At 66.2% G+C, this 13,468-nt stretch carries 11 protein-coding genes; 7 read left to right on the top strand and 4 right to left on the bottom strand.

Annotated elements, in window-relative coordinates; genetic code table 11:
• The first annotated feature begins 10 nt into the window (after positions 1 to 10).
• The 5 genes from AC1POX_RS14545 (at position 11) to AC1POX_RS14525 (ending at position 7,838) form a co-directional block, all read left to right on the top strand.
• On the top strand, positions 11 to 847 hold the full coding sequence (locus AC1POX_RS14545; RefSeq protein ID WP_372356311.1) for a MipA/OmpV family protein: 837 nt from the start codon (positions 11 to 13) through the stop codon (positions 845 to 847).
• A gap of 22 nt (positions 848 to 869) precedes the next feature.
• Positions 870 to 1,976 carry an efflux RND transporter periplasmic adaptor subunit gene (locus AC1POX_RS14540; protein ID WP_046931890.1) on the top strand — a complete coding sequence of 369 codons (1,107 nt, stop codon included), beginning with the start codon at positions 870 to 872 and terminating at the stop codon, positions 1,974 to 1,976.
• On the top strand, positions 1,973 to 5,032 hold the full coding sequence (locus tag AC1POX_RS14535; RefSeq protein WP_029819809.1) for an efflux RND transporter permease subunit: 3,060 nt from the start codon (positions 1,973 to 1,975) through the stop codon (positions 5,030 to 5,032). The genes AC1POX_RS14540 and AC1POX_RS14535 overlap by 4 nt, the downstream gene beginning before the upstream one ends.
• Before the next feature lie 203 nt (positions 5,033 to 5,235).
• Positions 5,236 to 5,835: a plasmid pRiA4b ORF-3 family protein gene (locus tag AC1POX_RS14530; RefSeq protein ID WP_057681418.1), complete on the top strand. Its 600-nt coding sequence runs from the start codon at positions 5,236 to 5,238 to the stop codon at positions 5,833 to 5,835.
• A gap of 170 nt (positions 5,836 to 6,005) precedes the next feature.
• Complete coding sequence (locus AC1POX_RS14525; RefSeq protein ID WP_029819808.1) at positions 6,006 to 7,838, top strand: ABC transporter ATP-binding protein; 1,833 nt, start codon at positions 6,006 to 6,008, stop codon at positions 7,836 to 7,838.
• Between the two features lie 273 nt (positions 7,839 to 8,111).
• Here the strand turns inward: AC1POX_RS14525 and AC1POX_RS14520 are convergent, their stop codons facing one another.
• The gene (locus AC1POX_RS14520; protein WP_218496191.1) at positions 8,112 to 9,917 is read right to left on the bottom strand and encodes a DUF885 domain-containing protein; all 1,806 of its coding nucleotides are present in this window, start codon (positions 9,915 to 9,917) and stop codon (positions 8,112 to 8,114) included.
• A 340-nt stretch (positions 9,918 to 10,257) separates the two neighbouring features.
• On the opposite strand from AC1POX_RS14520, the gene AC1POX_RS14515 reads away from it, so the two are divergent.
• Entirely contained in the window at positions 10,258 to 10,656 is a 399-nt protein-coding gene (locus AC1POX_RS14515) for a GFA family protein (RefSeq protein WP_372356310.1), read from the top strand.
• Positions 10,653 to 11,456 (top strand): DUF4349 domain-containing protein, encoded by an 804-nt coding sequence (locus AC1POX_RS14510; protein WP_372356309.1) that lies wholly within the window; start codon positions 10,653 to 10,655, stop codon positions 11,454 to 11,456. The genes AC1POX_RS14515 and AC1POX_RS14510 overlap by 4 nt, the downstream gene beginning before the upstream one ends.
• 196 nt (positions 11,457 to 11,652) lie before the next feature.
• On the opposite strand, the gene AC1POX_RS14505 is transcribed toward AC1POX_RS14510, so the two are convergent.
• The 3 genes from AC1POX_RS14505 to AC1POX_RS14495 all read right to left on the bottom strand — a co-directional run bounded on the left by AC1POX_RS14505 (position 11,653) and on the right by AC1POX_RS14495 (position 13,335).
• On the bottom strand, positions 11,653 to 11,946 hold the full coding sequence (locus AC1POX_RS14505; RefSeq protein WP_005912915.1) for a hypothetical protein: 294 nt from the start codon (positions 11,944 to 11,946) through the stop codon (positions 11,653 to 11,655).
• Positions 11,947 to 12,022: 76 nt separating this feature from the next.
• On the bottom strand, positions 12,023 to 12,286 hold the full coding sequence (locus AC1POX_RS14500; protein WP_057681463.1) for a DUF2867 domain-containing protein: 264 nt from the start codon (positions 12,284 to 12,286) through the stop codon (positions 12,023 to 12,025).
• Between the two features lie 56 nt (positions 12,287 to 12,342).
• Positions 12,343 to 13,335 carry a LysR substrate-binding domain-containing protein gene (locus AC1POX_RS14495; RefSeq protein WP_011348013.1) on the bottom strand — a complete coding sequence of 331 codons (993 nt, stop codon included), beginning with the start codon at positions 13,333 to 13,335 and terminating at the stop codon, positions 12,343 to 12,345.
• Positions 13,336 to 13,468: the final 133 nt, after the last annotated feature.

Genomic DNA, 13,468 nt, shown 5'->3' with positions numbered 1-13,468 from the left:
GAGACTTTCGATGAACCTATCGTCCTTCAATCGCCTGCGTGGCCACCATGCCGTTCGCGCCAGCGTGCTTGCCTGCATGAGCGCCATTCCGTGCATTGCGCACGCACAAACCGATCTGACCGGGAGTTCGCGCCTGCTGGGAGACCGTACTGAAATCACGGCCGGCGCGGCCGCGGTTGCCACGCCGGAGTATGCCGGTGCCGAGCGCGCGCGCGTGCAATTCAACCCGGTGCTGGTGGTGCAGCGCGGCGTGTTGTTCTTCGACACCTCCCGCGGCGGCGGCCTGCAATGCCAGAGCAAGTCCGGCTTCTACGTATCGCAATCGTTGTATTACGACCTGGGCCGGCTGCAAAGCGACAGCAACTGGCGGCCGGGCTCGCGCCTGCTGGCCGGCATGGGCGATGTGCCTGGCTCGGTGACCGCACGCACGCTGGTGATGCAGCAAGTGACGCCCTACATGAACGTCAATGCGGAGGCCGAATTCACGCTCAAGGATGCTGCGCGCCGCAACCGCTATCGCGCCGGGATGGAGTTCACCCTGCTGCATAGCGCTAACGACACGGTCACCCTAGACCTGGACGTGCATGGCGGCGACCGCCGCTTCAATCAGGCTTACTTCGGCGTCACCGATGCGCAAGCCGCGCGCACCCGCTTTGCCGCCTTCAATGCCGGGTCCGGTGCGTATGCCGCCGCGGTAGGTGGCAGTTGGACACACTCGTTGGGCGACCACTGGGCCACCACGTTGGGGGTCACCGGAACGCGCTACCTGGACAACGCCGAAGACAGCCCGCTGGTGGCACGCCGCAGCGTGGTCAGCGGCAACCTCGCACTGACCTACAGCCGCTGAGCGGCATACACCGGGGGATCCAATGATGACGATGTTCTATCGCGGCCTGGTGTGCGGCACGTTGCTGCTGGGACTGGCCGCATGCAGCGGGCCGGAGGCGCCGGCCACCGAGACGCCGCGCGCGGTGAAGCTGGAGCGCTTCGGCAACGGGGGCGATAACCCACTGCAGGTGCCGGCGCTGGTGCGCCAGGAACAACGCGCCGAGCTGGGGTTCGAAGGGGCAGGCCGTCTGTCTGCGGTGCTGGTGGATGTCGGCGACCGGGTGACCCGCGGGCAACTGCTGGCACGGCTGGACGATGAGCCGCTGCGCCTGCGCGAACAGCAGGCCGATGCCAACGTGCGCGCGGCACTGGCGCAATCGGGCGAACGGCAACTGCAATTGCGCCAGCAACAGGCAATGTTCGATGACGGCGCCAGTTCCAGCGCCACCTTGACTGCCGCGCGGGCGGCGGCAGATGCGGCCGCCGCGCAGCTGCAGGTGGCCAGGGCCGACCTGGCCATGGCGCGCCGCGGCGCGCGTCTGGGCGAGCTCCGCGCGCCCTTCGATGGCAGCGTGGTGGCGCGCCTGCAACAGCCGCAGGCCGATGTGGCGGCGGGGCAGGCGGTGCTGCAGGTGGAGGGGCAGGGCCATGTGCAACTGGTCGCCACGCTGCCGGCAATTGCCGGTGCCGGTCTGGTGCCGGGGCAAACCGTGCATGCCCGCGTGGTGGATGCGGGCGGCGCGCCGATCGAACTGCGTCTGCGCAGTCTTTCCAGCCGCCTGGACAATGCCACGACGGTGCAGGCGTTGCTGGAACCGCTCGCCGCCGCGCCTTCGCTGCGCAGCGGCGACAGCGTGATGCTGACGCTGCCGCCTGCTGCCGCGTCCACGCCGAGCGTGCCGTTGTCGGCGGTATTGCCCCGACTCAACCGGCAACAGGCCAGCGTGTTCGTTTACCAGCCGGCCACGCGGGCCGTGATCGAACGCGCGGTCGACCTGGGAACGATCGTCGGCGAGCGCGTCCAGATTCTGCGCGGGCTGCGGGCAGGCGAGCAGGTGGTGAGCGCCGGTGTGGGCTTCTTGGTGAACGGCCAGCCGGTGACGCCACTGCAGGCGCAGACGCAGCTGAGCGGAGGTCGCACGCCATGAAGCTGACCCAGATGGCGATGCGCTCGAGCCGGCTGACGTTGTTTGCCGCAGCGATGATCCTGATCGGCGGCATCGTGGCGTTTCTCGGTTTCCCATCGCAGGAAGAACCGTCGGTGACCGTACGCGACACGCTGGTGTCGGTGGCCTATCCCGGCATGCCCAGCGAGCAGGTGGAAAACCTGCTGGCGCGTCCGGTGGAGGAGCGCTTGCGCGAGCTGGCCGGCATCAAGCGCATCGTCACCACGGTGCATCCGGGCAGCGCGATCGTGCAGCTGACCGCCTATGACGATGTGCAGGATCTGCCGGCGCTGTGGCAGCGGGTGCGCGCCAAGGCCGCGGAGGCCGGCGCGCAATTGCCTGCGGGCACGCTTGGTCCCTTTGTCGACGACGACTTCGGGCGCGTGTCGGTGGCGTCGATCGCGGTGACCGCACCGGGCTTTTCGATGAGCGAAATGCGCGGCCCGTTGCGGCGCATGCGCGAGCAGCTGTACGCCTTGCCCGGCGTGGAGCAGGTGAAGTTATATGGCCTGCAGGACGAATCGGTGTATGTGTCGTTTGATCGCGCACGGTTGCTGGCGAGCGGCTTGACGCCGTCCAGCGTGATGGCGCAGTTGCGCGCGCAGAATGTGGTGGGTTCCGGTGGGCAGGTCGCGGTGTCGGGGCTGGCGCTGACCGTGGCCACGTCCGGCGAAATCCGCACGCCCGAGCAGTTGCGCGCTGTTCTGCTGAGCGTGCCCGGCGCACCTGCGGGCGGTGCCCGCGAGGTGACCCTGGGCGAGCTGGCGCAGGTGCAGGTGATGCCGGCCGACCCGCCGCAAAGCGCGGCCGTTTACCAGGGCCAGCCGGCGGTGGTGGTCTCGGTCTCGATGCAGCCGGGCACCAATATCGCCGACTTCGGCAAGGCGCTGCGCGCCAAGCTCGACGACACCGCGCACGAGCTGCCTGTCGGCTTCACCCAGCACGTGGTGAGCTTCCAGGCCGATGTGGTCGAGCGCGAGATGGGCAAGATGCATCACGTCATGGGCGAGACCATTGTCATCGTCATGGCGGTGGTGATGCTGTTTCTGGGCTGGCGTACCGGGTTGATCGTCGGCGCGATCGTGCCGTTGACCATCTTCGCCTCGCTGATCGTCATGCGTGTGCTGAACGTGGAGCTGCAGACGGTCTCCATTGCCGCCATCATTCTTGCGCTGGGCTTGTTGGTGGACAACGGCATCGTGATTGCCGAAGACATCGAGCGCCGCCTGGTGGCCGGCGAGGAACGCCGCCAGGCCTGCATCGATGCGGGCCGGACGTTGGCGACACCCTTGCTGACCTCGTCGTTGGTCATCGTGCTGGCGTTCTCGCCGTTCTTCTTCGGCCAGACCAGCACCAATGAATATCTGCGCTCGCTGGCCACCGTGCTTGGCGTGACGCTGCTGGGTTCGTGGTTGCTGAGCATCACGGTGACGCCGCTGCTGTGCATGTACTTCGCCAAGGTGCATGTCACCAAGACCAGCGATGCAGCCGAATCGCGGTTCTATCGCGGCTACCGCCGTGTGATCGAACGCGTGCTGCAGCACAAGGTGCTGTTCATCGGCGCGATGACGGCGATGCTGGCAGTGGCGGTCACCGTGCTGGTGTCCATTCCATACGACTTCCTGCCCAAGTCCGACCGCCTGCAGTTCCAGATGCCGGTGACCTTGCAGGCGGGCAGCGATGCACGCCAAACGCTGCGCACGGTGAGTGAACTCAGCCGCTGGTTGGGCGACCGCCGCGCCAACCCCGAGGTGGTGGACAGCATCGGGTATGTTGCCGATGGCGGGCCGCGCATCGTGCTGGGCCTGAACCCGCCGCTGCCGGCGGCCAACCAGGCCTACTTCACGGTCAGCGTGCGGCCGGGGACCGACATCGATGCGGTGATCGCACGGGTGCGCTCGCATGTGCGCAGCCACTTCCCCGCGCTGCGCGCCGAGCCCAAGCGCTTTTCGCTGGGCGCCACCGAAGCCGGGATGGCGGTGTATCGCGTGGTGGGTCCGGACGAGGCGATCCTGCGCAGCAGCGCTGCTGCGATTGCCAGGGCCTTGCGGGCGGTGCCGGGCACCGTGGACGTGCAGGACGACTGGCAGGCGCGCATTCCGCGCTATGTGGTGCAGGTGGACCAGCTCAAGGCCCGCCGCGCCGGTGTCAGCAGCGAGGACATTGCGCAGGCATTGCAGGGGCGCTACAGCGGCGTGGATGCCACGTTGATCCGCGACGATGGCACCGATGTGCCGGTTGTCGTGCGCGGCAGCACCGACGAGCGTGCCGCCAACGGCAACCCGGCCGATACGTTGGTGTACCCGCAGGCAGGCGGCGCACCGGTACCGTTGGCGGCGGTCGCCACGGTGCTGCGCGACAGCGAGCCGTCGGCGATCCAGCGGCGCAACCTCAGCCGTGCGATCACCGTGACCGCGCGCAACCCGCAACTGACCGCGACCGAGATCGTCGAGCGGCTGTCCGCGCCAATTGCCGCGCTCAAGCTGCCGCCCGGCTACCGCGTGGAGATTGGCGGCGAGCTGGAAGATTCGGCCGAAGCCAATCAGGCCCTGCTGCACTACATGCCGCATGCCTTGGGCGCGATCCTGCTGCTGTTCGTGTGGCAGTTCAACTCGTTCCGCAAGTTGTTCATCGTGCTGTCGGCGGTGCCGTTCGTACTGATCGGTGCGGCACTGGCGCTGGTGATGACCGGCTATCCGTTCGGCTTCATGGCGACCTTCGGCCTGCTGGCGCTGGCCGGCATCATCGTCAACAACGCGGTGTTGCTGCTGGAGCGCATCGAAGCCGAACTTGCCGATGGCCTGCCGCGCCGCGAAGCGGTGGTGGCGGCCGCGGTCAAGCGGCTGCGCCCGATCGTCATGACCAAGCTCACCTGCATCGTCGGCCTGGTGCCGCTGATGCTGTTTGCAGGCCCGCTGTGGACGGGGATGGCGATCACCATGATCGGTGGGCTGGCGTTGGGCACGCTGGTGACGCTGGGCCTGATTCCGATCCTGTATGACCTGCTGTTCGGTTTGCGCCTGCGCCGCAGTGCTTGAGCGTGGCCGCCAAGCCGTGACGCGTGGCGGTCGGATGGGCGTGGACGGGCGCTTAGAGGCGGGATGGACAAGTGCTACATCCCGACCCGGGCACCGGCCGCGCCCGCCTGGCGGTTGCGCAGTGATTCAATCGCCGATCTGGACAGCGTCTGCATTCGCCTGCCTGGCACGCCATACTGGTAACAGGCAGGCACACGCATCGCATGATGACCAAGGCAAAAAAGAAATCCGCGCAGCAAGCGCTGCAGGCACCTGCGCCGGTGTATCAACTGCATGTGGCATTGACCGGCAGTGCGCCGCTGATCTGGCGGCGCTTGCTGGTGTCGGGCGCAGTACGCCTGGCCACCTTGCATCGCGTATTGCAGCCGGTGATTGGATGGAATGGCGCCCATCCCTACGAATTCGACCTCGGCGGCGGGCGTTACGGCGAATCCGGGCTGGATGTGCCCGAGCGTCCCCGGCTCAAGCATGCCGGGCGTGTCACGCTGGAAAGCGCGGTGGGCGAACTGGAAGGCTTCGAGTATTTCTACGGCGCCGGCCCTGGCTGGCAGCATCGGCTGCAAGTGGAAGCGCTGTTGCCGGCCGATGCCGGCCTGCGCGTGGCGCGCTGTGTGGACGGTGCCAATGCCTGTCCGCCGAATAGCAGTGGCGGCATTGGCGATTACCAGGCGCTGTTGCACATCATCGCCGACCCGGACCACCCGCAGCATGTGCAGGAATTGGCGAGCTTGGGTGGGCGCTTGGAACCTGGGCATTTCGATCTGGCAGAGGTCAATCGCCTGCTCGCGCGCGTGCGCGAGTGACAGCGGTGGCGCCTTTCATGGGCGAAGGCGCTGCAAACCTCGTCTCTTGTTCTCCTGGCGACGGCGTTGACGCAGTGCATGGGCTGATCAAGCCGCGTGCCGACCAGCGCCACTGCGGCTTGACGCCCGATCGGCTAGCCTGAGATCCCGGTGTTTCCGAAGTCCGCGCAATGTTCCGCTGGTTCGAGTCCCTGATCGATATCTTCCCGCCCATCGAGCGGGAGATGCCGCCACGCAGCGTGTGGCGCTTTTATCTGCATTATCTGCGGCCGTTGTGGCCGATCCTGCTGGCCACCTTGATCGCCGGGCTGCTGCTGGCGCTGGTGGAAGTGGCGATGTTCGACTTCCTCGGCCGCATCGTCGACATGCTTGCCGGCAAGCCTGGGCCGGACTTCTTCCGGCAGCATGCGGGCGAACTGATCTGGATGGCGGTTATCACGCTGGTGGCAAGGCCGTTCTTCACCGGCCTGCACAATCTGCTAGTCAATCAGGCGATCGTGCCGGGTCTTAGCAACCGTTCGCGCTGGCTGATGCACAACTACGTGGTGCGCCAGAGCCTGGGCTTCTTCAACAACGATTTTGCCGGGCGCATCGCCAATCGGGTGATGCAGACCGGCACCTCGCTGCGCGAATCGGCCGTGCAGATGGTGGATGCGCTGTGGTACATCGTGGTCTACACCGGCAGTGCACTATGGCTGTTCGCGCAGGCAGACCCCTGGCTGATGGCGCCGCTGCTGCTCTGGCTGGTGGTGTACGTCGCGCTGATGGCGTTTTTCGTGCCGCGCATGAAGGCGCGCGCATGGGTTGCCTCCGATGCGCGCTCCAAGGCGACCGGCCGCATCGTCGATGGCTATACCAATATTTCCACGCTCAAGTTGTTCGCCCATGCCGGCCGCGAACAGGCGTATGTGCGCGATGCCATCGACGAACTGGCGGTGAAACACCGCCGGCAGACCCGGGTGACCACCGCCATGGACACCGCCATCGCAGTGGCCAACGGCTTTTTGATCGTGGGGACCTGCGCGCTGGCGCTGTGGTTGTGGAGCCGCGACCAGATCAGCGTGGGCGCGATTACCCTGGCCACCGGTCTGGTGATCCGTATCCACAACATGTCCGGCTGGATCATGTGGACGGTCAACGGCATCTTCGAGGACATCGGCACCGTGCAGGACGGCATGCAGACCATCTCGCAACCGGTGCAGGTGCAGGATGCAGCCGATGCGGTGCCGCTGCAGGTAACGCAGGGGCAGGTGCAGTTCGAGCACATCCATTTCCATTACGGCAAGCGCGGTGGGGTGATCGCCGGGCTGGATCTGCAGGTGCGTGCCGGCGAGAAGATCGGCCTGGTCGGGCCATCCGGTGCCGGCAAATCCACCCTGGTCAACGTGTTGCTGCGGCTTTACGACCTGGAGCAGGGCCGCATCCTGATCGACGGGCAGGACATCGCAACCGTGACGCAGGAAAGCCTGCGCGGGCAGATCGGCCTGGTCACCCAGGACACCTCGCTGTTGCATCGCTCGATCCGCGATAACCTGCTGTATGGGCGGCCGCAGGCCAGCCAGGCGCAACTGCTCGACGCCGTGCGCAAGGCACGCGCCGACAGTTTCATCGACACGCTGATCGATGGCGAAGGCCGCCGCGGTTTCGATGCGCATGTGGGCGAGCGCGGGGTCAAGCTCTCCGGCGGTCAGCGCCAGCGCATCGCGATTGCGCGGGTATTGCTGAAGGACGCGCCGATCCTGATTCTGGACGAAGCGACCTCGGCGCTGGATTCGGAAGTGGAGGCCGCCATCCAGGACAGCCTGGACGCGCTGATGGGCAACAAGACGGTGATCGCCATCGCGCACCGCCTTTCGACCATCGCGCGCATGGACCGGCTGGTGGTGATGGATGCCGGCAAGATCGTCGAGACAGGCACGCATGCGCAATTGATTGCGCATGGCGGCCTGTATGCACGGCTTTGGGCGCGGCAGACCGGAGGGTTTGTTGCTGCGGATGCGTGACGGAAAGCTACGTGTAAGGACACGGGACTGGGGTAACGCGGGTTGGAAACTGGCCAATAGACATTGGCGGCGACCTAAGCCCCTCTCCCGGCGGGAGAGGGGTTGGGGTGAGGGTCCGGGGCGAAGCCACTTGCTAGTTTTGGATGACACAAGGCTTCATGGTCGATTGAATTCGCACCAAGAAAATGCGTCCTCTATGAGGCACGCGAGGCGTCGCCCGTACCCTCATCCGCCCCTGCGGGGCACCTTCTCCCGCGGGGAGAAGGGAAATGCTCACTCGATCGGTTGATCCAGCATCAGCTCGCGGGCGAAGCGTACCGGCGGTGCACCGTAGGACAGCATCTTGTCGTGATAGGCCTTCAGGTTGAAGGTCTCGCCGAGCTTGTCCTGTACCGCCTTGCGGGTGTCCAGATGTTCCTGCACGCCGACGAAGTAGGTCGGGAGCTGCGCGGAGGAGAGCTGCGCACGCACCCACTTGCCCGAGGCTTCGCTTTCCTGCTGGAAGGTGTCGTGGGTCATCAGGTGCATCGCCTTGTCGCGATCCCATCCGTCCACATGCACACCCTGGTCGAGAATGGCATTGGCAATGGTGCGCAGGTAGAACTTGAGCTGCACCAGGTGGAACAGCGGGTCGTTATCCAGGTAACCCTGCTCCTGCATCATGCGCTCGGTGTACACCGCCCAGCCTTCGGCGAACATGCCCGAGCGCAGCACCGCGCGCAGCGTGGAGGGGAACTTGGCCGAATGCCAGCCTTCCAGGTAGTGACCCGGCGTGCCCTCATGGATGCTGAGCAGCTGGATCATGCGGGTGTTGTATTCGCGCAGGAACGAATCGACCTGCTTGTCGTTCCAGTCGTCGGGAATCGGCGACACCGCGTAGAACGTCTTGAGATTCTTGTCGAGCGGGCCGGGCGAATCGCAATACGCGACCGCCACGCCACGCTGGAACTCCGGCATCAGGATGATGTCCACCGGCGAATCGGGTAGCGTCATCAAGTCCTTCTGGCGCACGAATTCGGTGGATTGGGCCAGCGCAGCCTTGGCCGCGTCCACCACCTTGTCGCGCGCCGGCTTGTCGGCATACGCCAGTTCCAGCGCCGCTTCGATCGCCGCCTGCTGCTGGTCGTCGGTGGGCGATTCGGGCAACTTGGGGGCGCCGGGCTTGTCCTTGAGCACCGTGCGTGCAATCCCGTACATGTCGCTGCGCACGCGCTTGAGCTCGGATTCGGCGCGCTGCTTGATGTCGGCACGCGACAGCGACGACAGCAGCGCGAATTTCAGCTTCTGATCGTATTTTTCCGCACCGATGCGGAAGTCGCCCTTGGCATTGGGGACCAGCACGGTGTCCAGCCAGGTCTGCTGCTCGGCCACTGCCTTGCGCAGGTTGTCGATGGCCGCCTGCGCACGCGCCGCCTCGATCGGGCCAAGCTGGCTGATGTTGGGCGCGATGAAGCTGTCGACGATGCTCAGGATGCCCTTGTTCTGCTTGGCCACCGTTTCGGCATGGATCTTCGGCACGCGCGCCGGGTCCAGGTTCTCGCGTGCCTGCGCAAAGATGCTCGGGATCTTTTCCATGCGCTGGGTGGCCGCGGTCAGGCGCTCGGGCAGCGGCGCGAATTCGCGCGCCATCAGGCTGTACAGCGCGCTGCCGGCCAGCCCGTTGTAGACCTGCGGGTCCCAGGCCCAGCTTTGCAGCACCTCGGTATTCCAGATCTCCGATTGCAGCTGATTGCGCAGGATGGCCGCATCCACCTGGTTCTCGCGCGAGAGCTTGGCCACGTCGATTGCATCCAGGGTGGCCAGCAGCTTCTTGCCCGCATCCACGCTGCGCTGACGGCCGCCGGCGCTCAGGTCGTCGATTTGCGCATCGAAGCGATGGTCGCCGGTCTGGGTGGCGGTCACCGGCGACAGCTGCATCCAGGTGTCCAGGGCCTGTTTGGATAATGCGGCAAAGCGCGCATCCGGGGTCTGTGCCTGGCTGGCGGCAGGCGCGGCTGCATCGGCGCGCGGTGATTCGGGCTGTTGCTGGCAGGCGCTGAGGCCGGTGAGCAGGGCGAGGACAAGCAGGCGTTGACGCATCGTAGGTCCTGGTGGAATCAAACCGCCAGCATAGGCATCTGCGCCCACGTGCGCATCCGCCATTGGTGTAGGGCAGCCAATAAATCGACGGCCTCACCGCCAGGCGGGCGCGGCCGAGGCTTGGACCAGCGTGTGCCGCCTGACCCTCCGGATCGTGCGCGCCCTCCATGTGCCCTGACAGATGCGCACCACGTGTGGGTGAGCGCCCCGATCCTGCCGGCCGTGCAGCGGCGCAATCGCCCGGGGGCACACGACGGCTGCACGTTGCGGGCGCGATCGCTCGTACACTCCGGTTCCCGGGCGCCGCCTCGCTACCCAGGCGGCGCGTACACGCAACATCATGCTTGCCATCCGCACGGTGGCCTGTTCCAAGGAGGATCACATGCACTATGCCGGTAGCTGTCATTGCGGACGCATCGCGTTCGATCTGCAGACCGAAGCGCCCATCACTGAGGTCTACGACTGCAACTGTTCGCTGTGTCGCCGCCGTGGCGGTTTGCTCTGGTTCGGCGCGCGCACGCAGCTGCAGCTTCAGGCCGCGCCGGAAGCTGTGGGCAGCTACCGCTTCAATCAGCAGCACATCGATCACTACTATTGCACGCAGTGCGGGATCGCGCCCTTCAGCGAGGGCCTCAACCCCAAGACCGGCGAAATGGGCGTCGCGGTCAATGTGCGTTGCCTGCCGGCGCTGGATCTTGCCGGGCTGCAGGTGCATGCAATCGACGGAGCCAGCCGATGAGCCGTGCCATGCAGCGGTATGCCACGGCCATGCTGCTGGGATGGGCGCTGTGCGGGTGTGCGAAGCATCACGCGGAGATGGCGGCCGACGGCGGGGCTGCGGCGCCGGCACCGCCCGCCGCGCAGGGCAATGCCCTGGCCTACGAGCACGATGTGCGCATCGAGCTGCCTGCCGACCAGATCGGCCAGCGCATCGCCGCGATACGCACTGCCTGCCAGGACGCGCAGTTCGGCGACTGCGCCGTGCTGGCGGTCGAGCAGGAAGGCGGGCGCGATCCCAGTGGGCGCGTCAGCGTACGGCTGGCACCGGAAGGGATCGAACCCATGGTGCAGTTGGCCGGCCAGCATGGCGATGTCGCCGCGCGTAGCACGCGGGCCGAAGATCTGGCCCAGCAGATTGCCGACACCGGCCTGGCGCAGGCGCGGCTGCAAAAAGAGCATGCGCGCCTGCTGGAATTGCAGCAGCGCCGCGATCTGGCGGTGACCGATCTGCTGGCCTTGTCCAAGCGGCTGGCCGAGATCGAAGCCGAGGCGCAGCAGACCCAACAGCAGGCCGCGCAGCAGCAGCGCCGGGTGCGCACGCAATTGCTGACGCTCAATTTCCGCAGTACCGGTGGCGAGCAGGGCAGGGGCGAGATCGCGCAAGCCGCTGCCGAGTTCGGCGAGGTATTTTCCAGCAGCGTGGCATTCGTCATCCGCGCAGTGGCAGCGCTACTGCCGGTGGCTGCGGTTGCACTGATCGCCGGCTGGTTGTTGTTGCAGGCGTGGCGCTGGCGCGTACGTCGGCGCCGGATGTCCTGATGCACCGCAGCTGCGCGGGACTGCCGTGCAGCTGCGGGGTCATCCGACCGATCAGTGCATGCGGCGTGCGCTGTCAGCGCTCGGTCGCACGCGGCTTGAGCGCGCAGCGGCATGCCCAAGCGACGCAGGACGCGTCATGGCGTCGCGTGTGATCCAGCAACGCAGCACTGTCGCCACAGGTAGGGCTGAGCCCGGCTCAACCTTCGTCCACTTCGTATTCCACAAACACGTCCAGCTGCAGTGCCAGCTCTTGCACCGCGTCGCGGACCTTCTGCGCGGTGGCCTCGTTGCCGGCTTCCACTTCGAACTCGTGGCTGCCCGGACCTTCGTCGTCCGACAGGCCTGCCGAGCTGGAATCTTCGTCGTCCAGGTGCGGCATCAGATCGTCCACTTCTTCCACGTGCTCGATGCCGTCGATGCTTTGCAGCAGGTTGGCAATGGCACGCGCGTCGTCGTCGGTGCCGGTGATGCGCATGCGGAGGGTAGGCATGGGAGTGTCCTGTGGATTGGGGACATCAAGCCTAGGCATCGCCAGGACAAAACGAGGTGACGGCGCGCTGCTCACATCACGCGGGCCGTGCCGGCCATGCCTGGCTGGTAACGGGATCGGACTGCATCACGCGGCCTACTGCGGCGCGCAGCATCGTGGGCATGACGTAGTGGTGATGCACATGATGGATACAGGCCATGTAGACTCGGCCAAACCCGTTGCGGCAGCTCACTCGGGTGGCCATGGTCAGCTCGATCTCGTGCGTGCCGACCCGGCGCAACGCCACCGACGAGCGGAAACGCAGATGTTTGTCGTCGGCGTTGTTGCGTTGTGCCAGCATCGGGAAGCGCCCTGGATAGCCCAAATTTTTCGACAAATGCCAGCCTGCCGCTTGGTTCATTCCGCCGCCGATGCGCTACGCAAACGCCGCCTTGCACGCGGCTCCTGCACGCCTTCGCTCAGCGGCAACGCCACCAATTCGGCGGGCAGTGCCGGCATCGGGGTGCGTTCGTCCTGTGCTTCGCGCTTGAGCCAGTCGATGAACAATGCCGCGGCCGGGCTGAGTTCGCGGTGGCTGGGGTGCACGATGTAGTACGCGTAACGCGCCTTCAGCGTGGGGCCGGGCAGGCGTACCAGTTCGTAACGCTGCAGGTAGGGCTGGGCGATGTGCTTGCGCGCCAGCACCGCGCCCAGGCCATACACGGCGGCGCGCATCGCGTCGGTGCTGTCGTTGAAGGTGTGCATCGGCGGCACGGTGGTACCGCGGACCTGGGCTGCGCGGAACCAGTCGCGCCACCCCTGCGGCGACATGTCGGTCAGTAGCGGTAATTGCGCGATCTGCGCCGGCGTGCGCAGGGCAGCCACTTCCGGCAACGACGGTGAGGCCACCGGGAACAGTTCGTCGTCCATCAGGTGATGCGAGGTCAGTCCGGGCCAGGCGCCTTGGCCATAACGAATACCCAGGTCCGGGCCGCCTTCTTCGAAACGCGAAAAGGCCGTATCCGATTGCAGGTCCATGCGGATATGCGGATAGGCGCGGCAAAAGCGCGGCAGCCGCGGCAACAACCAGCAGTACGACAGCGACCGCAACGTGGTAACGCGCAGTGGAATGGCGTCTTCGCGCGGATGCAGGTTGCCGGCTACCGCCGCGATCTCGGCCAGCGCGGCGGTGGCCGCATCGGCCAGCTGGCGGCCTTCGGCGGTGAGTTTGACGCCACGCGGTAGCCGCTGGAACAAGGTCGCACCCAGCAGCGCTTCGAGCTTGCGCACATGGTGGCTGACCGCGCTGGCGGTGAGGTGCAGTTCTTCGGCGGCGTGGGCGAAATTCTGGTGGCGGGCGGCAGCGGCGAACACGCCCAGCGCAGGTAACAAGGTAGGGCGCAGATTCATCGAGGCATGAGTGAGATTTGTGGCTCGCCCCGATACTACGCGCTTGTCGCGCCCCTGGTGGCAACCGATGCTGCATCATTCCTTCGCGACGATCGTGCCATGTCTCTTTGTCTGCCTGCTGCCGTCTTCTGCC

The sequence above is a fragment of the Xanthomonas sp. NCPPB 3442 genome, assembly GCF_056725145.1.
The sequence above is the reverse complement of the archived record's forward strand: the minus strand, read 5'-3'. Positions and strand labels throughout refer to the sequence as shown.